Source organism: Micrococcales bacterium, from assembly GCA_009784895.1.
GTDB lineage: Bacteria > Actinomycetota > Actinomycetes > Actinomycetales > WQXJ01 > WQXJ01.
In genome coordinates this window covers 1-19,650 of record WQXJ01000042.1, presented here as the reverse complement: position 1 = coordinate 19,650, position 19,650 = coordinate 1, and the positions used below count along the sequence as shown (strand labels likewise).

Below are 19,650 nucleotides of genomic sequence, written 5' to 3'. Positions count from 1 at the left end.
TCTCCCGCCAGAACTGCCTTTAGCAGTGTGCCGTCGTCTTTGGCGGCGTAGACGGTGCCGTCGGTGGCGACCGTGGCTACACCTCCGCTGCCTAGCTCGAAGGAGGCTTTGTCTTGGTTGGTGCGCAGCGTGGCGGCCTGGTCGAATCGGCGAAGCCAGGCCCGCGAACCAGCCCCATCAACTGTCAGCACCACGCCACCACCCAGGGTGAAGACGGCCTGGTCATCGGCTCGCGAGCCTTCACCGGCCGTCACAGTGGCCGGGTCAATCAGGCGAACAGTGCCAACCTCGCCCAAGGCCACCTGCTGGGCCTGCTGCAACACGTCGAAGCCGGCGCTGGTGGCGCGCAAACCCCCGGTCAACTCCTCGATTGGCTGGTTGTAGCGGCCAACTTTCATTTGCGCGCTGTTGGTGACCCAAACCGACTGGTCGTTTAGCTCGGCCGCTGCTTCGGGGAAGCCCGGCCTACTAATGGCCAGGCCCACCAGAACGCCGACCACCGCCACCGCTCCACCCCACTTGATCCACCTAGGCAGCCAGTTCACGCGCATACCTGGAGCCCTACCTCAGAGGTTTGGCCGCCCAGGCGCACCAGTTTGACCTCGATGCAAATGACCTCGCCAGACTCTGGCGCCGGAATAACCAGGCGGTTGGTCGTGACCGCGTTGTGCTGCGCCATGGTGCCTTCGCCCAAAAGCACCCAGTCGTAGAAGTCACCAGCCTGCGGTGCCGGGTTATCCCAGGTGAAAACCATCTGGCCCCCGGCGTCAACGGTCGCCAGGCCGTTTTCCGGGCTGGGCGCCTGCTGTGACTTCACCTCCACCGGCGTAAAGGTCGTGGCGATGGCGTCATTTGGCACCCTGCCTCCAAGTCGCCAGGCGGCCCCACCCCCGGCCAGTAGGGACAGGCTGGCTGCCAGGCTGACGGCGATCCGGCTGCCTTTGGCCATGGAGGGCCCGGACCGGTTTTGGCCCTGATCTTGGGCTTGACCGCCGGGCCGGCCGCGGCTCTGACTGCCCAGGTGGCCACGGGACGGCCCTACTTTGGGCCGGCGTTTGGCGCCTCCGGCTTTGCCCGATGCCGTCTCCCCAGCCCTCAGCAAATCTCTTCTGCCGGTTGGGCGCACCGGTAGGAAGGCGGGGCGAAGGGCGGCGCCAAGCGCCTGCGCCCCGTCCGCGTCAGCTCCGCTTGGCCTTGGGGCAGACCTTGTGTTGACGGCCGGAAGGACTTTGGCCACCTTGGCCTTGGGCGGCTGAGCCGACACTGGGACGGCCCAGTTGGGCGGCGGCACCAACCGAGGCAGGCCTACGGGCAGGGGCAACGGCGCCGGGGCCAGCTTTGCCGTGGTTGGAGTGGGGGGATTCGACGCCGCCGCTGGCGCCAGGTGCGCTGGCAGTTCAGGCCGGATCAAGACCGGTGCGAGAGGAGGTGGGAGAACTAGAGCCGGCCGGGCCGGGGCTGGGGCTGGCTGCGGCGAATCGGCTTGGTCTAACTCCCCCAGGGCCGCTGCCCTGGCCGGCTCTGACTCGGCCAGGGCGGATTGAGCCTTGGCCGCCAACTCTGACTTGGCCGGGGCCAAATCCGGATCTTGGCTTGAGGCCGCTGGCCCAGGCCTACCGGCCACCACCGGGCCATCTGGTAGGGCCAGAACCCCTGCCAGGTCCCCTGTCAGGTGAGCGATTGTGGCATGGCGAGCGCCGGCATCGGCCGAAAGAGACTTGGCCAAAATGGCCTGAAGAACTGCCGGCAGGCCGGCCACAGCTGCGACCGGTCCGGCCGCAGCGGTCGTGTGCGAATCCTCAGCCGCGACACCATGCCTAGGCTGTTTGCCCTGGTAGGGCGCCCGGCCAGAGACTAGCGCGCAGAGCAGTGCGGCGGCCGCATAAACATCGGCCCGCTGGTCAGCCAAGCCTCGCCCGGCCAGCAATTCAGGAGCGGCAAATGGCGCGTCAGCCTTGGCCACTTCGAGGGTCGTACCGAGCTCGGCGGCGTCAGAAAAGTCGCTTATGACCAAACCGGATGAGGTGATTTGCACGGTCGTTGGGCCAAGGGCCAGGTGAGCCACACCGCGCAGGTGGACCGGACCTAGCACCTCGCCCAAAGCGATGATCAAGCGGGCGGCCGCTTCCCAGGACAGTGGGCCGCGCCTGATCAACTCGGCCAAGGCTGGCCCGTCTAGGTGGTGAGTGGTCAAGAAGCTGCGCCCGTCACCCAGGCGGCCGGCACCCAACTTGACCGGCACGCCACCCAGACCAGCCAGTTTGCCCAGGATTCTAGCCTCGCGGTCGATTCGACCGGCGGCGTCAAATCCGGCCGAGGCGACCGAAAGCTTGACCTGGATGGGGCGAGAGGAATGAGTGTCGATAAAGGAATAGACCTCGGCAGCCGGACCGGCCAGAACCAGTTTGCCCTCGCCCAGACCCTCAATTTGGGGCGGGTCTGAGCCGATACCTGGCTTCATACTTCAACCTTTTTGCTTGGCCACCACTGCGACACAAACCGCCTGTGGTGGCTCACCCACTTGACCCGGCTTTCACCGTAGAGGAAAACCGACCGGGTCGTAACCGGAGGCAGATTACCTGTGGATAACTTCGTCGAAGACCAGGCCAAAGGCCAGCTCAAGCGGCCTTGATGGCCTGGCCTGCTGACCAGTGAGGCCACCGACACCAACATCCCGCCAGTCCCAGTCACTCCGTGGCACCGGTGCTGCCAAAGCCTGAACTCGCGGGATTGGCGATGGTGCGAAAGCCTGGACTCGCGGTTTTGGGGGTTGTTTGGTGACCGGCGCAGGCTGGTTGGGTCCTGGGGCGGCGCCAAACTGGGCCATAGGATTGGCCCCAACAGGCTTAGCCCAATTCACCTTGACCAAGTAGGCTTCGCCCGTTATCTAGGAGGGCAGTCGATTGCGCCGAGTCAAAGCCAAAGCGGCCGCTGCCGCCGCCATCGCCACAGCCGTGGTCATGACTATGGCCGGCTGTGCCGCCAGCGTTGAGACCATCAAGGACCCGAAGTTCACCCCTGAACCCCGGTGCGCCAAGGCGGCCGAAATCTCGCGCCAGGACGTCGACAAAGCCCTCGAGCAGGTCAACTCAGATCCTGACACAGCCGGTGTTAGGTTCGAGTCGGTCGCCGGTGGGTACGCTCTGCGCCTGGGCAACGACTTTGACCACGACACCGGCAAGGCCGTGCCAGATCCGGCTGTGCTGGCAAAAGCCCTGGCCAAGCCCCTGAACTGTGCCGATGTTGAGGTCGTCATCACTGACTTGGCCTTTGCCCCTGCCGTGCCGCTTTTGGGCCTGGCCAAAGTTGACGCTCTGCTAAAGGTCACCCAAGAAGAAGCCACGGCCAATCCGTTGGCTTTGGTTGCGCTGGGACGGATCGAAAACGCCACCAGCCTGACAATCAACGGCGACTTGCCGCCCGGGCAGCTACCGATGATGCAGTCCTTGGTCACTTTGACGGCCTATTCAGAAAAACTGGAAGACCCCCAGTGGGCTAACATCGCCAGTCGCCTGCCCGCCCTGGCCTCACTCAGCCTGAAGATCCACCCGGATGCCGATTGGCAGCCAGAGGATCTGGCCGGCCTGACCAACCTCAAAGACCTGAACATTTGCATCTCCGTTGACGGCAAATGCGCCCTGGAGGGGGTTTCGACCGAGACCCTGGACCTGATTACCAAAATCCCCGAGACCTTGCCCAACCTCGAAACCCTCAACGACCTCGACCCTGGCAGTGTCGACCAGAAAAAACTGGTGCCCGGCGGCACAATGACGCGCGAGGAGCGCCGGATCGAGGCAGAATACAAGGCCACCAGCTCTGACTTGAGCGCTTGGATGGACACCACTATCAACGCCGGCTGGGCCACCGCCGGCAACGCCAACCACATTGCCGGCCCCATCGTTGTCAGCTCGGATGATGGCGACTCGATTGCCAACGGCGTGCGTGGCAAGGACTGGAACGGCATCCCGGCGGCCAAACTGTGTAAAGACAAAGACACCTGCAAGTCGATCGCTGTGGTCTCGCTGCGCCCAGGCGCCGTCTCCGGCAACTATGTGCCCTCATCGGGCAGCGGCACGGGCTTTTCTGGCCACTTGGGTGAAACCATCGTCACCATCTATGACATTGCTGGCAAAGCCGTCCGCCCGCCGGCGGTGGTGGCCACGACCTCACCACCGGACACTGTTTACTCCCAAGACGAGGCCATTGGCGCCATCGACCTAGCTGCCGCCTACGGCTGGATTGCCGCCCACGTCGGCTAGGGAGGTCAACGCACCAATGTGGTGACCGTCTCAACGTGCCAGGTGCCCGGAAACAAATCAAAACCGGCCAAATCAGCCACTTGGTAACCGCCAGCCAGCAGGCCGGCCAAGTCGCGGGCCAGTGTTGAAGGCTCACACGAGACGTAGACCACCCGGGCCGGGGCCGCCTCAACCAGCGCCGCCACCACTTTGGCCCCAACTCCTGCCCTGGGCGGGTCAAGCACGACCAAATCGGGCCGAGGCAACAAGTCACTGGGTTCCGGCCCGGTGCCAGATCGCCGGCGCCGCCGGCGGGCGCCAATGTCTCTTTGCAGCGCAGCGGCTACATCGGCCCGGATGACCTTGACCCGGTCGCCCCAAATGGCCAAATTGGCCCGGGCATCTAACGCCGCCTGCCGGCCAGCTTCGACCCCAACCACCTGGCCGGCCTGGCCCACGGCCCCAGCCAGCGGCACAGTGAACAACCCAGAGCCGCAGTACAAATCCCAGATGGTTGCCCCAGCCAGATCGCCCGCCCCGGCGCCATCAAGCACGGCCCCGACCAGGCAAGCCGGCGCCGCCACATGTGGCTGCCAAAAACCGAGGCCATCGAGCTGATAGCGGAAACACGCCCCGCCCACCTCGACCAACTCGCGCCGGCGCGGCGCCACCTGGCCACCGCTGACCACAAAAGGCTCAGAGTCTGAAGGCGCCACCGCCGTCACCCGGCCTGGTGGGAAAACCCGGTCAAACAGCCCCATGGCCTGAATCGAAGCCACCGCCATAGGCAGTGATGACAGGGACACAAACGAGCGGCTTTTGGGACGAAACATGCCAAGGTTGCCACCGTCATCGGCCGACAAATCAACCCGCCCACGCCAGCCTGTTGGCAGGCCATCACCCACGGCAGCGACTTCAACCGGCCAGTCCACACCGGCCTGGTGGCGCAGCTGATCACGCACAACACCGGCCTTGGCGGCCCGGGCTGCAGCCGGTGCGACATGCCCCATGTCCATACCGCCCACCTGGCCGGCGACAGCCTCGGGCCAAGGATGGGCCACCCGGTCAGGTGAGGCTTCGAGCACCTCGACCACATCGGCCCGCAGAAACTTCGCCCGCCGCGCCGTCAACTGCACCCGCACCCGCTCGCCCGGTAGCGCCAGGCGCACAAAGACAACTTGCCCGTCCAGGCGCGCCACACATGAACCGCCATGAGCCCAAGGCCCGGCGGTCAGCTCTACCAGACCGTCAGTCAAGGCCGCCGCGCCGGCGGACCGACTCGAGCTGCCACGGCACCGAGGCGATGACCACTCCTGGCAGCCGCCGCAGCCGCGTGGCTAGCCGCGCAGCCGAACGGTTGTGCAGCCATTTCTCCCACCAGTGGCCCACGATCTTCTCAGGGATGTAAAGCACAACCAGGTCGCGTGGCGAATGCCGCCGGATTTCTTTGATGTGTTCTATCACCGGCCGGGTCAGTTCCTGGCTGGGCGCATCCATCACCCGCAGCGGCACCGGCAGGCCAGCCTTGTCCCAGTCGCGGCGCAACTTGGCCAGGCGGGCGTGGTCCAGCCGGACTGTCAGGGCCTCAAGCGTGGACGGCCGGGTCGCCCTGGCGTAGGCGATGGCCCGGGCGGTGGATTTGGAGACGGCGGAAACAAGCACTATGGCGTGGACCCGGCTGGGCAGCGCGTTAACGCTTGGGTCATCCCGCGGCGGCGCCAACTCCTCCTCTAGGCGCTGGTAGTGGGCGTGGACCCGACCCATCAGCACCACCGCCAACCCCAGTAGCAGCAGCGAAACCCAGGCGCCGTGGGTGAACTTTGTCACCACCACGACCGCTAACGTGATCGAGGTGGCCCCCAGGCCGATGCCGTTTACCAACCTTGACAAGACAATCTTGCGTCTATCTTGGGTGGTCTTGACCAGTCGCATCTGGCCGTTCCAGTGACGGATCATGCCTAGGCCGGACAGAGTAAACGAGGTGAAAACGCCCACGATGTAGAGCTGGATTAGGCGGGTTAGCGAAGCGTCGAATAACCAGATCAGCAGGGCCGAGCCGACGCCCAAGGTCAAAATGCCGTGGGCGGCCACCCTCCGGTCGCCCCGGCGGTAGAACTGTTTAGGCAGATAGGCGTCGTGGGCCAGCAGTGACATGAGGTTCGGCACCCACCTGAAGGCGGTTGAGGCGGCCACCGCCAGCAGCATCGCCACCACCAGCGTGGACAAGGCGGCCAGGAAACCGACCGGGGCGTAGATGGCGGAAAAGATCTGGGCCAAGACTGGGGACTTTTCCGCGGTGGCCAGCAGTTCAAGGTGTTTGGCCATCACTAGCACCGCTAGAAGCAGGCCGCCACAGGCCAGGCCAAGAAATGACAGCGACCGGGCGGCGTTGCGGGCTTTCGGCTCGCGGAAAATCCCGGTGGCCTGTGAGATGGCTTGGACACCGGTCAGCGCCACGGCACCGGCGGCGAAGGCCCGCAGCACCAAGCCGGCCCAGGCCAAGCCAGTCAAGGCGGCCTCGGCCCCGCCCGGTGGCTGGGCCAAATCGGCCGCGTCGGCGTTGGTGGCCACGGCCGCCTCGGCGGCCGCCTGGCTGACCGCGACAGGTTCCAAGGCGCCGGCAAAAAACCGGATCAGACCGACTAGGCCAGCCACAGCCAAGACCAGGAGGAAAGCGTAAACGGCGCCAATCACAACTGGCCCAATCGACTTCGAGCCGCGCAGTGCCACCAGAGTCATCACCAGCACCAAGACAATGCTGACTTCGACGCGGTAGCGTTCGACCGACGGCCAAATCGCGACCAGGTAACCAACCCCGGCCGTGATCGAGACCGCCACAGTCAACAGTGCGTCGACCATCATGGCCCCACCGGTGGCGACCCCGGCCAGCGGCCCAAGATTCTCCCGGGCGACCTGATAGTCACCGCCGCGTGGATAGGCCTTGATGGTTTGGCGGTAAGAGGCGACTACCACTGCCATTAGTGCCGCGATGCCAAGGCCCACCCAGGGCCCTGCCGCCAGGGCGGCCAAGCCACCTGCACCCAGCATGATCAGGATCTCATCCGGGGCGTAGGCCACCGCGCTGAGAGCGTCAGGCGCCAGCATTGGCAGCGCCCAGCGGACCCTAACCGAGGCCCTGCCCACCGGGCCAGGTCCAAAGGCGCGTCCGCTGCGCCCCAGCACAAGCCGACGCAACACGCCCGTGAGATCGCTCACCCTGCCAGCCTAGCTCTTGAATTTGATGGAAGAATCGAGGCTGTGCACTTCGTTGTCATGGGTTGCGGCCGGGTCGGTGCCGCCTCCGCCTCAGCCCTTGAGGCCCACGGCCACTCGGTAGCCGTAGTTGATCAGAACCCGACTTCGTTTAGGCGCCTGGCAGATGGCTTCTCTGGCCGGCGCATCACTGGCCTTGGTTTTGACAAGGACATCCTGTCTGAGGCCGGCATAGGCGAAGCCTTTGGCTTCGCCGCGGTTTCTTCTGGCGACAATTCGAACATCTTGGCCGCCCGGGTGGTCCGCGAGACTTTCGGCGTGGAAAACGTGGTCGCCAGGATCTACGACCACAACCGGGCCGAGGTCTACGAGCGTTTGGGCATTGCCACGGTGGCGGCCGTGCCTTGGGCGGCTGACCAAGTCCTCAGGTCGGTTCTGCCATCTGGGGCCATCACCGAGTATCAAGACCCCACCGGCCAAATCTCGATCTCGGTGATCGACGTTCACCCCGATTGGGTTGGCTCAAATCTGACCGAGCTAGAGCGGGTGGCCGGCGGCCGGGTGGCTTTCATTAGCCGCCTGGGCCGGGCCGAAACCCCTGGCCCGGACATGGTTTTCCAATCCGGTGACCGTCTCTATCTGGCCACCGCAACCGACCAGGTGGCTGAGGCCGAACGCACCTTGGCCCGCCCACCTGAAGCGGAGGAGTGATGCAGGTAATCATTGCCGGAGCCGGTTCCGTGGGCCGGTCGATCGCGGCTGAACTGGCCTCGCGTGGACACGACATCACCATTTTGGACAAGGACCCAGCCGCCATGGAGCTGGGCCAAGTGCCTGAGGCCAACTGGGTCTTGGCCGATGCCACCGAATTGTCGCTGCTGACCAAGGCAGAGTTGGTCAAGGCCGATGTCGTGGTGGCGGCCACTGGCGACGATAAGGTCAACCTGGTCTTGGCCTTGTTGGCCAAATCCGAGTTTGGTGTGCCCCGGGTGGTGGGCCGGGTCAACAACCCCAAAAACGAGTGGATGTTCGATTCGGTTTGGGGCGTTGACGTGGCCGTGTCCACCCCGCGGATTATGACCGCCCTGGTTGAAGAGGCCGTGGCCGTGGGTGACGTGGTCCGCATCTTCACTTTCCACCAATCCGAGACCGACCTGGTTGAGGTGACCTTGCCGGAAACCTCAACCCTTGTCGGTCAACGAGCCGGCGACATGCAGTGGCCGCCTGAAGCGGTGCTGGCGGCGATTGTGCGTGACGCCCGGCCGGTGCCGGCTGAGGCTGACCTGGTTTTCGAGGGCGGCGATGAGCTCATTTTCGTGGCCACGTCGGTGGCAACCGAAGAACTCCAGGCCATGCTCCACCCCGATGAGCCCCTCAGCCAACCCGGAGACGACTAGCTGTTGGCTCGGCCTAGTCGACCGTTCCGTCGGTTTCGCCCGGCTCGGTCGCGCCGCCGTCATCGCATGGAGCGTCACCAGCTTCATCTCCGACCAGGGCCCCGTCGATCGGCGCGGCTGCTTCGGCCGCGGTAGTTTCTGCTTTGGCTGCGGCCTCGGCTTTGGCCTGGGCCAAGGCCGGGCGCATAATCAGCCAACACAGCCAAAGCACCAAGGCGAACAGCGGGAAACCCATGGCCAGCTTGACCGTACCGAGCAGCGCCACCTTGGCGCCAAAGTAAAGCGGCAACTGAACTGCCAAACGAGCGGCAAACATGGCCACCAAAAGCCAAGTCGACTGATATGACCGACGCATCAGATCGGCATCGGCCCTGACGGCACCTCCCCGGAATGTCAGCACCGCCACCACCATCGCCACCAAAGGGAAACGAAACACTATGGTCAACAGTGAGCCGGCCCCGTAGGCGCCGTTGACCCACAGCCCCCAGGCGTAGACATCTTGCGGTTGGCCAGTGATGGCGGCCCAGATAGCGCCCACACCAATGCCGCCCAAACCCGAGACGGCGCCCATAACCGAGCCACGCTGGATCAGCCTGACCACCGCCAGCACCGAGGCCAAGGCCACGGCCGGAATCAAGGCCGGCCACAGGGACTGCCAAATGACGAAGCAGATAACAAAGGTCAACCCTGGCGCAACCGATTCGGCCATACCACGCGGCCCACCCATGGCCTCAGACCAGTTGAACTCCTCAGCCAGCAGCGCCCGCCAGCCCGTTGGTTGGTTCATGCCGTGGCCCGCTTTGACGGTACTAGCTGGTAGTGAGGGTTGCGCATGACCGCCCGTCCGCCACCTTCAATCGAAACCAACCCCTCGACAATCAGGTGCCGGCCGGCGTCTAGGCCCAAAATGGCCCGCTGGCCCTGCCAAACCACCCGCAGCGAACCGGTGCCGTCAAATAGGTCCAGTTCAAAGCCTGGCGGTTGGCCCCGACCGGTCGTCGCGACCGACCGGATCAGACCAGATACCCGGAAGTGTTGGCGGCCGGCCAGGTTTGCCACCGGCGTGGTGCCAGCCACCTGGGCCGCCGCCCGCTCGGCTCCAGCCTCGAGCTCCTCTGGCGGCGTCAAGATGCGACGCAGCGCCTGTGCCAGGCTGGCAAGCGGCTTCATACTCAGTGAATCTCGGTGATTTCTGGCCCGCGACGCATGATCTGGTCGGTGGCGCCTTCAGCCGGTTGGCTTTGGTTGTCCGATGCCGGGACCTCACCCGGCGGGTGCAGCGGCAGCAGGTCACGGGGCGGGCGGGCCTCGGTGCCACGCACTATCACGATCCCCCGGTAGACCTCCTCTAACCAGGGGACTGGGTCGTCCTTTTGGGCGGCCTGGCCAGTTATCCGGCCGCGCAGGAACCAGCGCGGGCCGTCTGCGCCAATGAAGCGCATTTTCTGTTTGGTTGTCTGGCCGCTGGCCCCCTTGGCCGGCATTTGGGCCTTGACTTCAGCGCCAAATACACCCTCAACCACCTCAGCCTGGCCGCCGCTTTGTTTTGCCTGAAGCAACAATTCGTCACGGACCTTATCCCACAAACCGGAGGTCTTGGGGGCGGCGAAGGCCTGCAGACGCAGGGTTGAACCGTCGTGAGTCACCGCCACGGCCACCGGTTTGCCCAATGCCCGGTCAACATCCATCCGGACGTTCATCCCTGGGCGGACCGGTAAGCGGATCGCTCCCAGGTCCAATCGCAGGCCCAGCTCCGGCTGCTCGGCCAGGTCAAATGGACCTTGGCTGTCGCTGCCAAGGTCCGGCGACTGATCGTTGGCGTCATCCTGGCTGGCCTTAGGCGCCTCCTCAGGCCCGTCGCTGGCCTCTGGCTCCTGGTCGTCACGGGATTTGCGGCGGAACAACGGACTCATGGCTTGGTCTCCTGACCGGTCGAACCGAACCCGTCTTGGCCGCGGGCCGATCCGGGTAAGGCGTCTACCTCGATTAGCCGGGCTGTCACCACTGGCTGTATCACCAGCTGGGCAATGCGCCGGCCGCGCTTGAGGCTGATGGTGTCAGTTAGGTCGGTGTTGAGCAGGGTGACCTTGATCTCACCGCGGTAGCCGGCATCGACCGTGCCGGGCGCGTTGACAACCGTCAGGCCATGGTGCGCGGCCAAGCCGCTGCGCGGGTGGACCAGGCCAACATAACCGGGCGGTAAGGCAATGGCGATTCCAGTCGAGACGGTGGCCCGCTCGCCTGGGCCCAGGTCAAGGTCCGCAGTGGCGCAAAGGTCCAGCCCGGCATCGCCCGGGTGTTGATAGGCCGGCAACTCCAGGCCCAGGTCAACTCGCTGGACCAGGACCTCGAGGCGATCATCCACGGATTCGACTCTAGCCTCAGGAATCGCACTCAGTGCAAATCATGACGCCATTGGATTCGCTGGCCAGTTGGGAGCGGTGGTGAACCAGGAAGCATGAACCGCACATGAACTCATCGGCTTGTTTGGGCAGTACCCGAACCGATAGTTCCTCGTCAGACAGATCGGCGCCGGGCAGTTCGAAGCCTTCTGCCGCGTCCGCCTCGTCCTCATCGACCACAGATGCCGACTTTTCGGCGCGCCTGGCCTTGAGCTCCTCTAAGGAGTCTTGTGCTAGGTCCTCATCGTTCTTACGAGGAGCGTCGTAGTCAGTAGCCATTGCCTGGTTCTGTCCCACTTTCTCTTCGAAGTAACCGATGACCAAGGCCGGTGGATGGCGCCCGTCAACGGAAAGCGGCCATAGAGTAGCACGGCTGAGGGCGTTGTGCTTACCCGAGTTACGCTCTGTTACAGCCCTGACCTAACCGGCTCAATCCCGCGCCGGGTGCTGCGCAACTCTAACAGCGCCACCTGCGCCTCAGCCGGTCAAGGAGCTACCCTCGCCCGCTGATGTCTTCTTTTCCGGCGAGGTCCTAGTCGGGGAGGCGGTCCCACCAACGTCTCAGGCCCAGTGCTTGGTCAAAGACCTGGTCGGCGCTGATCAAAGGCAGACTTTCAGTGATCGCCTGGGCCGCCAGCATGCGGTCAAATGGGTCGTTGTGCTCCCAGTTCAGTGCGGCGGCCAACCGAGCGTGGGCGTGAGTGATCGGCAGCTGCACCGCGCCAAGGCGATTGAGGTAGGGATCCCAATTGGCCAACAAGGACTGTGCCTCAGGCAATTTGCCTTTGTGGTGTTTGATCCCAAGCTCCCAAGCGGTGGCCGCCGACACTAGGATCTCGGTGCCGCCGGCTTCCAACAGCTGGCGCACCGCCTTGGGCAAGCGCCTCGGTTTGTCCAACGCCCACAACAGGGCGTGGGTGTCGACCAGAACCCTCACAGGGTGTCTCCGACATCCCAGTGCGACAGCTCCTCGCCGTCAAGAGGGGCCAGCAGCTCGTTGTCAGATTCGCTAGACAGCACGCCGCCAAGAAAGCCAAGCTCACGTTGCGGCGGTTCCGTCAACGGCACCAGCCGCACGACGGGTTTGCCGCGCCGCGCGATAGTCACATCGTCGCCTTGTTCAGCTTGAGCGATTAGCTGAGACAGGCGCGTCTTGGCCTCATAGGCATTTACTACAACCGACGCCATGGTTCTAGTCTACTAGACTAGGTCAGGTCGATGGGGCAGCCAGGCGAGGTATGGCTCTCGGGTCAACCAGCTGCCCCGGGCTTGTCCGGGCAGCGTGTTGCGGCACACCGGCCCAGATCACACCAGTGCAACGCCGCCTGTGGCAGCCTCAGACAGGATGCTAGGGAAGGATGGCTAATGGACGTGTTGCGGTATGACCGCCAGGAGGGCGACCGCCTGATCCTGGTGGGACCGGATGACACCGAATTCGCCGTAGAGGTGAACCACGAATTGAGGGCCGCGGTTCGAGCCGCCGGCCGGCCACCACTACCAGAGGCCGTACCCCAGGAAATGCCGGATGATCTCAAACCCAAGGACATCCAGGCCCTGGTTAGGGCCGGGGCTGACCCGGCCCAGTTGGCCAAAGAGGCCAACGCCCCGGCCGAGGTGGTCACCCGCTACGCCGCTCCGGTGATGGATGAACGCGCCTACGTCGCCGAGCGGTCAAGAGCCATCCAAATCAACCGGGAGGAAAGCGCGCCAACCCTTGAGCAGGTCACCGCTGAGCGTCTGGCTGCCAAAGGGGTTGAACTCGATTCACTCGATTGGGACGCATACCACCATGATGGGCGCTGGATCTGTCGCCTCGACTTTGATCTGGACGGCGAAATGCGCACGGCCCGCTGGTTAGTTGACTTGACCGGCCGCACCCTGACGCCTCTAGACGAGCCGGCCGAGTGGATGACCGAACTGGAACTACCCGATTCGCCCTTGCCGGCGGCCCGCCGCCACCTCACAGCCGTCGCCTCTGGGGACGATGAGTTCGATGAATTCGCCCCGGATATCTCACCGCCCACGGCCGACACCAACCAGCTATCTCTGCTTGATGAGCTAATGGACCAGCGCGGACTGCGCGGACCGGTCGACCAGGGCCTGGAGCCGACCCCCTCAGCCTTGGACGGCGACGTGCTCGAATTGCGCCAGCTGACCGAGGTAGACCCGGCCCAGACCCCAGCCCCAGCTGAACCCGCAACCTTGCCGGCCTATTCGGCATACACCCTGGAAAACGCCCTTGGCGATGCGGCTCCCCAAGACCCCGGCTCAACCACTGAGCGGATTTCGCTCAAGGACAGAACGCCTGATTTGCCCGAGCCACTACCAGGCCCAGTGGCTGAAAATGCCCAACCGCCGGCATCGGACCCGGCCGCAGCCCAAGCCGACCCAGAAGACCAAGCCAAACCGGCCCGTGGGGGGCGGGCCAAACGATCCTCGGTGCCCAGCTGGGATGAGATTGTCTTCGGCGCGCCCAAAGCTGAGGATTAGACCGACCCTGTCAAACCTGCCTAGCAGCTGGCGCGCAGCAGCGGCACCCGCATCTCCAGCGCTGTCAGTGAGCCGTGGTGGGCCTTCATGGCCAAGCCTGAGGCCGTTTGGACACGTGAGTCTTCGATGATCATCGAACCAGCCATAGCTACCACAACATTGCCCAAATAGGGCAGAGCACGCTGGCTGACCTGGCCAAACAGTCCAGCTTCGGTGGCCTGTTGGCGGGTCAGGACCCAGGCCTGCTCCCCCAGGAAGTCAATCCATCGCTGGGCCACCGGCTCAGGATCGGTACCGGCTGTGGTGTAAAGGTGCAAGGTCCTGGGTTCGCCGGCGGCAACGGCCACACCCTCATTGAGATGCGGCAAAGTGGCCAAGTCGACCCGCTTACCGACGTCAACCACGCCGTGATCTGCCGTCAACCAAACCTCCCAACCAGCCGGCAGCTGGTTCAGCAAGTCTTTGACAGCCGAGTCAAGGTACTCCAAGGCGCTGGACCAGTCCGGGCCAGTCCAGCCCTTCTGGTGGGCGACTTTGTCTAGTTCGCCCCAGTAAAGGTAGATCAGGCGGGCACCAGACTTGGCCAAGTCGACGGTTTTAGGGACACGATCAGATGCCTGGCCAACGCCGGAGAAGACTCCGCCGCGCAGGGAGCAGCGGGTCATGGACGATGCCGCAAACCGCTCCTCCCCTATCAGGTTGGTGGGCGTCCCGGCGGCGGCCAACCGTTGAAAGTAGGTCGGTTCACATTGCCAAGTCTCTGGCTCGGTTGGGGTATCCCAGTTGATCAGCTGGGCCCGCCGGCCGGTGGCCGGGTCGCGCAGCGAATAGCCGGCCAGGCCGGTCAAACCGGGTGGACGGCCGGTACCAAATGTGGCCAGAGAGGTCACAGTGGTGGAGGGAAAACCGGTCACCCAATCGGCCGCCGGCAAAGCGCCAAGAGTCGGGGCGTGGCCGCGGCGAGCGGCCAAGTTTTCCACCCCTAGGCCGTCAACCAGGATGACAACGACGCCTTTGGCTCCGGAAAGGGTGACACCGCCGGGCAACGGCGCCAGGCCCGGGTCTTGGTCAATGGGCGGCAAATCGAGTCCGGCCACGGCCGCCGCAGTTGGCAGGCAGCAGGCCAGGGCGCCACCGCGGTAGGCCGGCGGGCAAACCCAATCAGGCGGCGTTATTGACACGATTTGGCCGCTACCTGGGCGTCGATCAGCCGGCGGGTGAACTCCATGGCGGCCACAACTAACTCTGGGCCGTTGACATCGGTCGAGACGGTAAAACCGGCATCCTCTGTGGAGGCCGTACCCTGCCAGCCGTGGTCGGCTTCGCAGCCCGGGTCGGCACAGCCGGCAGGTTCCACCTCGATCGAAGTGGCCATACCCCAACTAACTGACACCGTCAGCAGGCGGTCATGGTCCGGGCCAGAGTATTCGGCCGGGTTGTCAATCATTTGGGACACGCGCACCTGTTTGATGGACTCGAGTTTGGCGGCCGTGGAAGTCGAAGCCGCCGTCGTTTTGCCGTCTACCAGGTCGGCGTCGTCAATATGGACCACCACCAGGCGGGTTGGCGTTATGGCCAGGAAGGTCACATGCCAGCCGATTGTGCCCTCCCCCAGCGTCGATTCAGGCACTACCAGAAAGCTAGTTGGCTGTTCGCAGGCCAGTGCCAGGTCGATCATGCCTTCGACCAGATCCGGGAAGTAACCAACTTTGTCCAGCTCCTGGCGGATTAGGGCCGTCACGTCGCTCATACATGTATCAAAGCAGAACCGCGGGCCCGGCGTGGTTTTCTCTCTCGATTGGCTCGTTGCGGTTAGCCTGGAAACCCGTCGAATCACTAGCCGCCTAGGGGGCCCGATGCCGCGTAGTGGCAGCCAGGTTGTTGCCGAACGCATTACTGATGTCGACGTCACCCAGGAAATGGAAGCTTCGTTCTTGGAGTACGCCTATTCGGTTATCTACGCCCGGGCTCTGCCGGACGCCCGCGACGGACTGAAACCGGTCCAACGCCGCATTTTGTACCAAATGTCGCAGATGCGCTTGTGGCCCAGCCGGCCGCATGTCAAATCCGCCCGGGTGGTGGGCGATGTCATGGGACGCCTCCACCCGCACGGCGACAGCGCCATTTACGACGCCCTGGTTCGCTTGGCTCAGTCTTTCACTATGCGTTTGCCGCTAATAGATGGGCACGGCAACTTCGGTTCGCTCGATGACGGCCCGGCCGCCTCCCGTTACACCGAGGCCCGCCTGGCGCCGGCCGCCATGGCCATGACCAGCGGCCTGGACGAGGATATGGTCGACTCTGGCCCCAACTATGATTCCTCCCTAACCCAACCTGAGGTCCTACCGGCCGCCATCCCGAACCTGCTGGTCAATGGGGCCGCCGGCATCGCCGTCGGTATGGCCACCAACATGCCGCCCCACAACTTAGTTGAAGTGGTGGCGGCCGCCCGCCATTTGATTGCCCACCCCACCGCTTCGCTCGAAGACCTGATGCTTCATGTGCCTGGGCCAGATTTGCCCGGCGGCGGCAAGATTGTGGGCCTGGAGGCCATCCGGGAGGCTTACGCCACCGGCCGCGGTTCCTTCCGCACCCGGGCCATGGCCCGGATTGAGCCAATCACCTCCAGACGCAAAGGCATTGTGGTGACCGAGCTGCCATACCTGGTGGGCCCGGAAAAGGTTATCGAAAAGATCAAAGACCAGGTCCAGTCGCGGCGCCTGCAGGGCGTCAGTGCGGTCACCGATTTGACTGACCGCAAACACGGTCTGAAGCTGTTGATCGAGGTCAAGACCGGTTTCAACCCCGAAGCGGTGCTGGGCGAGTTGTACCGGCTAACGCCGCTGGAGGATTCGTTTTCGATCAACTCTGTCGCTTTGGTCGAAGGTCAGCCGCGCACGCTTGGTTTGCGTGAACTGCTTGAAGTGTTTGTTGACCACCGCCTGGTAATTGTGCGCCGCCGTACCGCCCACCGCCTGGCCACACGACTCGAACGCCAGCACCTGGTTGAAGGTTTGCTGGTGGCGGTACTGAACATCGACGAGGTAATTGAAGTGGTTCGTTCCTCCGATGACGCCGCCCAAGCCTGCCAGCGCCTGATGTCGGTTTTCGACTTGAGCCAGGCCCAGGCTGAGTTCATCCTTGAGCTACGTCTGCGCCGCTTGACCAAGTTTTCGCGTTTGGAGTTAGAGGCCGAGGCCAGCCAATTGGCCAAGGAGATCGCCGAACTCGAAGCCATTTTGGGCTCCGATAGCCTGCTGCGCCTCCTTGTCAGCCAGGAGCTGGCCCAGGTGGCGGCCGAACATGGCACGCCCCGTCGCACCATCCTCCTAGACAGTGCCGGAACCGAGGCGCCTGTGGCTGGCCGCCGCGCCGCCAGTGCCGCACCACTTGAGGTTGCAGACGCGCCGTGCTGGGTGGCGTTGAGCGCAACCGGTTTGTTGGCCCGCACCGCCGATGCCGCCTACCCCACTCGCGTAGGCGAGCGCGCCGCTCACGACGCCTTGACTGCTTTGGTCCCGGCCACCACCCGCGGCCGGGTAGCGGCAATTACCTCCACTGGACGAGCCGTGGCGATTCAGTGTCTGGAGCTGCCGGCCTTGCCGCCCACAGCGGCGCCGCTGTCCCTGGCGGCCGGCGCCCCGGTGTCCGAGTACGTTGAACTGGCCAGAGGCGAACAGGTCGTTGGGCTGGCGGCGGTTGAACCCGGCGCCGCGCCCTTGTGCCTGGGCACGGCCGGCGGCCTGGTCAAGCGGGTCCTACCGGATCACCCGGCCAAGGACGAATGGGAGGTCATTGGGCTGAAAGACGGCGACCGGGTAATTGGCTGCGGCCAGGGTGAGGACACTGCTTGGCTCTGTTTCGTCACCACTGACGCCCAGCTGCTGCGTTTCCCGGCCAGCCAGGTTAGGCCTCAAGGCCGGCCGGCCGGCGGCATGGCCGGAATCAAGCTGGCCTCAGGTCACCGGGCCATGGCCTTCGCGGTGGTCAGCGACCTGGACGCAGCCCAAGTCGTTTCGGTGGCCGGATACTCAGCCGCCCTGCCTGGACTCGATGACGGCAGTGGCAAGGTCTCACCACTTCAGCTCTACCCAGCTAAGGGCCGCGCCACCGGCGGGGTTCGCTGCCAACGGTTCTTGAAGGGTCAAGATTGCCTCATCAACGCCTGGGTTGGGCCCGGGCCGGCCAAGGCGGTGGCGGCCGGTGGCCAAGCCGTGCCACTGCCTGAGTTGGACCAGCGCCGCGATATGTCCGGCAGCCCACTGACCGGCCCCATCGCCGGCATCGGCTAGAGGTCGAGGGTGTAGACAATAACTTGGCCGGTGGGCGAGAAACCGAAGGCCTCGTGCATGGCGGTTGAAGCGTTCGGCATTTCCGGGTCAACCAGCGAGGCACAAAAACGCAGCCCGGATTCTCCTACTGCCCGCAGCGTATTTGAGATCAAGGCCCGGCCAATGCCACGCCCGCGGTGGGACGGCGCCACGGCCAGGCGGTGGATCAGGGTCTCCTGCCGGGGTTGGCCGGTCCAGCTTTCCTCGCGTTGAATGACCAAGGAAAAACCGACAACTTCCAAGGTGGACCCGTCGACTACCAGCCTGGACCATTCTGGGCGGTAGTCATCCCAGCGCCGGTCCCATTGACCCTTGAGCATTGGGCCTGGCGCCCAACCATCGGCTGAGGCAACGTTGTAAACCTGGCGGACCTCTTCTGGATCAACCTGGTCCTTGGCTCGCCAAAGCATTCCGTCCGGTAGGTCGAAATGCGGGATTGGGGCTTGCAGGTCACGCCTCAGGCGGTAGTAACTGCGCCAAGTCGAAAAGCCAGCCGCCATGACCAAACGGCGGTGGCTGGCGGCCGTTTCATCGACGTAGGTCACCAGGCAGGCCGGCCCGTTACCCGGCAGCCCGGCCAGGATTTGCCGGGCTCGGCCTTCCTCCCAGGCCATCAAGGCGCGACCAATGCCGCGCCCGGCCCAGTCCGGGTCAACCACGCCGCGCACCAGAACGGTGCCGGATTCGGCCGGCGGCCACAGCTGCAAGGCCACCGCCGCTCGCAAAACCCCAGCCTGGTCGAACCCGCCCAGGGTGCATGGTTCGCCATCGGGCCCTGGCGCAATCACCACATCCCACGGGATGGGCGCTTCTTCGGAGGCAATCTGACCGGAGTTCTGCGCCTCTAAGGAGGCAAATTGGGCGGCGTCACGGCTGTCCAGAGCGCGCCACTCCAATTGATGGCGAGCTGGTGGCAGGCGCAACTCAAATGGTGCCCTGATGCGTTCGCCGCGCGGCAGAAGATGCGGCTTGCGTGATGGCCCCGTCACGCTGTTCAGATTACCGGAGGCTGAGGCGCATCTGACACCACCTGGTCAAAGGCTTCGATCACTTCAAGCAGCGGCTGGTCTAGGCGACGCCTGGCCTGGTCGACAAGATCAGACGGGATGCCATAGGCGGCCTGTGCGATTGAACCGGCGATGGCCGCCAGCGTGTCGGAATCGCCTCCCAGCGACACCGCCAGACGCACGGTGTCTTCAAAGCCGGTCGATTCGAGGAAGGCCGTTATGGCCTCGGGCACGGTGGCTTGGCAGGTTTCGAAACGCCGGTAGCCGGGCCGTATTTGGTCCAAGCTACGGCTCAGGTCATAGTCAAAACGCTTTTCGATCTGGGCCTTGATCTGCGCTTTGGTCGCCCCGGTGCGAGCCAGGTAGATGGCCAGAGCGGTGGCGGCGGCGCCTTTGATGCCCTCGGGATGGTTGTGTGTCACCCGCGCGGTGACGCTGGCCCAGCGGCAAACCTGCTCCGGTGAGTGGCAGAGCCAGCCCACAGCCGCCACCCGCATGGCCGAGCCGTTGCCGCAGGAGTCATATGGCTTAGGTGTGTCCATGACCAGCCAGTGGCGGAACCGGGCGCCGTA

20 protein-coding genes are annotated in these 19,650 nt (G+C 64.5%); 5 read left to right on the top strand and 15 right to left on the bottom strand.

Annotated features, from left to right (window positions below; all coding sequences use genetic code 11):
* A partial coding sequence (locus tag FWD29_07920) for a hypothetical protein (protein MCL2803857.1) occupies positions 1 to 551 on the bottom strand: 551 nt, incomplete at its 3' end.
* Positions 542 to 2,461 carry a hypothetical protein gene (locus tag FWD29_07915; protein ID MCL2803856.1) on the bottom strand — a complete coding sequence of 640 codons (1,920 nt, stop codon included), beginning with the start codon at positions 2,459 to 2,461 and terminating at the stop codon, positions 542 to 544. The genes FWD29_07915 and FWD29_07920, both read right to left, overlap by 10 nt.
* 442 nt (positions 2,462 to 2,903) lie before the next feature.
* On the opposite strand from FWD29_07915, the gene FWD29_07910 reads away from it, so the two are divergent.
* Entirely contained in the window at positions 2,904 to 4,259 is a 1,356-nt protein-coding gene (locus FWD29_07910) for a hypothetical protein (GenBank protein MCL2803855.1), read from the top strand.
* 5 nt (positions 4,260 to 4,264) lie between these two features.
* On the opposite strand, the gene FWD29_07905 is transcribed toward FWD29_07910, so the two are convergent.
* A complete protein-coding gene (locus FWD29_07905; protein ID MCL2803854.1) occupies positions 4,265 to 5,437 on the bottom strand; it encodes a TRAM domain-containing protein in 1,173 nt (390 codons plus the stop codon).
* A 49-nt stretch (positions 5,438 to 5,486) separates the two neighbouring features.
* A complete protein-coding gene (locus tag FWD29_07900; protein ID MCL2803853.1) occupies positions 5,487 to 7,454 on the bottom strand; it encodes an APC family permease in 1,968 nt (655 codons plus the stop codon).
* Between the two features lie 42 nt (positions 7,455 to 7,496).
* On the opposite strand from FWD29_07900, the gene FWD29_07895 reads away from it, so the two are divergent.
* Complete coding sequence (locus FWD29_07895; protein ID MCL2803852.1) at positions 7,497 to 8,162, top strand: TrkA family potassium uptake protein; 666 nt, start codon at positions 7,497 to 7,499, stop codon at positions 8,160 to 8,162.
* Complete coding sequence (locus FWD29_07890) at positions 8,162 to 8,848, top strand: TrkA family potassium uptake protein (protein ID MCL2803851.1); 687 nt, start codon at positions 8,162 to 8,164, stop codon at positions 8,846 to 8,848. Before FWD29_07895 ends, FWD29_07890 begins: the two co-directional genes overlap by 1 nt.
* 13 nt (positions 8,849 to 8,861) lie before the next feature.
* On the opposite strand, the gene FWD29_07885 is transcribed toward FWD29_07890, so the two are convergent.
* From FWD29_07885 to FWD29_07855, 7 genes are all read right to left on the bottom strand, one after another.
* Positions 8,862 to 9,635, bottom strand: a complete 774-nt coding sequence (locus FWD29_07885) for a DUF3159 domain-containing protein (protein ID MCL2803850.1) — start codon at positions 9,633 to 9,635, stop codon at positions 8,862 to 8,864.
* Positions 9,632 to 10,018: a DNA-binding protein gene (locus FWD29_07880; GenBank protein ID MCL2803849.1), complete on the bottom strand. Its 387-nt coding sequence runs from the start codon at positions 10,016 to 10,018 to the stop codon at positions 9,632 to 9,634. Before FWD29_07880 ends, FWD29_07885 begins: the two co-directional genes overlap by 4 nt.
* Positions 10,019 to 10,020: 2 nt before the next feature.
* Positions 10,021 to 10,761 (bottom strand): DUF3710 domain-containing protein, encoded by a 741-nt coding sequence (locus FWD29_07875; GenBank protein MCL2803848.1) that lies wholly within the window; start codon positions 10,759 to 10,761, stop codon positions 10,021 to 10,023.
* Positions 10,758 to 11,213: a dUTP diphosphatase gene (dut, locus tag FWD29_07870; protein MCL2803847.1), complete on the bottom strand. Its 456-nt coding sequence runs from the start codon at positions 11,211 to 11,213 to the stop codon at positions 10,758 to 10,760. The genes FWD29_07875 and dut overlap by 4 nt, the downstream gene beginning before the upstream one ends.
* Before the next feature lie 16 nt (positions 11,214 to 11,229).
* The gene (locus FWD29_07865; GenBank protein MCL2803846.1) at positions 11,230 to 11,529 is read right to left on the bottom strand and encodes a DUF4193 domain-containing protein; all 300 of its coding nucleotides are present in this window, start codon (positions 11,527 to 11,529) and stop codon (positions 11,230 to 11,232) included.
* A gap of 253 nt (positions 11,530 to 11,782) precedes the next feature.
* Positions 11,783 to 12,187, bottom strand: coding sequence for a type II toxin-antitoxin system VapC family toxin (locus FWD29_07860; protein MCL2803845.1), 405 nt, complete (start codon positions 12,185 to 12,187; stop codon positions 11,783 to 11,785).
* Positions 12,184 to 12,438 carry a type II toxin-antitoxin system prevent-host-death family antitoxin gene (locus tag FWD29_07855; GenBank protein ID MCL2803844.1) on the bottom strand — a complete coding sequence of 85 codons (255 nt, stop codon included), beginning with the start codon at positions 12,436 to 12,438 and terminating at the stop codon, positions 12,184 to 12,186. The genes FWD29_07860 and FWD29_07855 overlap by 4 nt, the downstream gene beginning before the upstream one ends.
* 177 nt (positions 12,439 to 12,615) lie before the next feature.
* Between FWD29_07855 and sepH the strand changes: the two genes are divergently transcribed.
* Positions 12,616 to 13,740, top strand: coding sequence for a septation protein SepH (sepH, locus tag FWD29_07850; GenBank protein MCL2803843.1), 1,125 nt, complete (start codon positions 12,616 to 12,618; stop codon positions 13,738 to 13,740).
* Positions 13,741 to 13,760: 20 nt separating this feature from the next.
* On the opposite strand, the gene FWD29_07845 is transcribed toward sepH, so the two are convergent.
* The gene (locus FWD29_07845) at positions 13,761 to 14,921 is read right to left on the bottom strand and encodes an alkaline phosphatase family protein (protein MCL2803842.1); all 1,161 of its coding nucleotides are present in this window, start codon (positions 14,919 to 14,921) and stop codon (positions 13,761 to 13,763) included.
* Positions 14,912 to 15,490, bottom strand: coding sequence for a DUF5998 family protein (locus FWD29_07840; GenBank protein ID MCL2803841.1), 579 nt, complete (start codon positions 15,488 to 15,490; stop codon positions 14,912 to 14,914). Before FWD29_07840 ends, FWD29_07845 begins: the two co-directional genes overlap by 10 nt.
* Before the next feature lie 106 nt (positions 15,491 to 15,596).
* Between FWD29_07840 and FWD29_07835 the strand changes: the two genes are divergently transcribed.
* Positions 15,597 to 18,032, top strand: a complete 2,436-nt coding sequence (locus FWD29_07835; protein MCL2803840.1) for a DNA topoisomerase IV subunit A — start codon at positions 15,597 to 15,599, stop codon at positions 18,030 to 18,032.
* Here FWD29_07835 and FWD29_07830 read toward each other — a convergent pair.
* Together FWD29_07830 and FWD29_07825 are read right to left on the bottom strand one after the other, a co-directional pair.
* A complete protein-coding gene (locus FWD29_07830) occupies positions 18,029 to 19,060 on the bottom strand; it encodes a GNAT family N-acetyltransferase (protein ID MCL2803839.1) in 1,032 nt (343 codons plus the stop codon). The two genes, FWD29_07835 and FWD29_07830, sit on opposite strands and share 4 nt — an antisense overlap.
* Before the next feature lie 5 nt (positions 19,061 to 19,065).
* Positions 19,066 to 19,650, bottom strand: a 585-nt coding sequence (locus tag FWD29_07825; GenBank protein ID MCL2803838.1) for an ADP-ribosylglycohydrolase family protein, incomplete at its 5' end; no start/stop codon positions are given.

What these genes read in the sequence shown, in the direction of transcription:
- FWD29_07915 (MCL2803856.1), bottom strand. Translation starts at nt 2,461, where the DNA reads ATGAAGCCAGGTATCGGCTCAGACCCGCCCCAAATTGAGGGTCTGGGC.
- FWD29_07890 (MCL2803851.1), top strand. Translation starts at nt 8,162, where the DNA reads ATGCAGGTAATCATTGCCGGAGCCGGTTCCGTGGGCCGGTCGATCGCG.
- FWD29_07885 (MCL2803850.1), bottom strand. Translation starts at nt 9,635, where the DNA reads ATGAACCAACCAACGGGCTGGCGGGCGCTGCTGGCTGAGGAGTTCAAC.
- FWD29_07880 (MCL2803849.1), bottom strand. Translation starts at nt 10,018, where the DNA reads ATGAAGCCGCTTGCCAGCCTGGCACAGGCGCTGCGTCGCATCTTGACG.
- FWD29_07875 (MCL2803848.1), bottom strand. Translation starts at nt 10,761, where the DNA reads ATGAGTCCGTTGTTCCGCCGCAAATCCCGTGACGACCAGGAGCCAGAG.
- FWD29_07865 (MCL2803846.1), bottom strand. Translation starts at nt 11,529, where the DNA reads ATGGCTACTGACTACGACGCTCCTCGTAAGAACGATGAGGACCTAGCA.
- FWD29_07855 (MCL2803844.1), bottom strand. Translation starts at nt 12,438, where the DNA reads ATGGCGTCGGTTGTAGTAAATGCCTATGAGGCCAAGACGCGCCTGTCT.
- sepH (MCL2803843.1), top strand. Translation starts at nt 12,616, where the DNA reads ATGGACGTGTTGCGGTATGACCGCCAGGAGGGCGACCGCCTGATCCTG.
- FWD29_07840 (MCL2803841.1), bottom strand. Translation starts at nt 15,490, where the DNA reads ATGAGCGACGTGACGGCCCTAATCCGCCAGGAGCTGGACAAAGTTGGT.
- FWD29_07835 (MCL2803840.1), top strand. Translation starts at nt 15,597, where the DNA reads ATGCCGCGTAGTGGCAGCCAGGTTGTTGCCGAACGCATTACTGATGTC.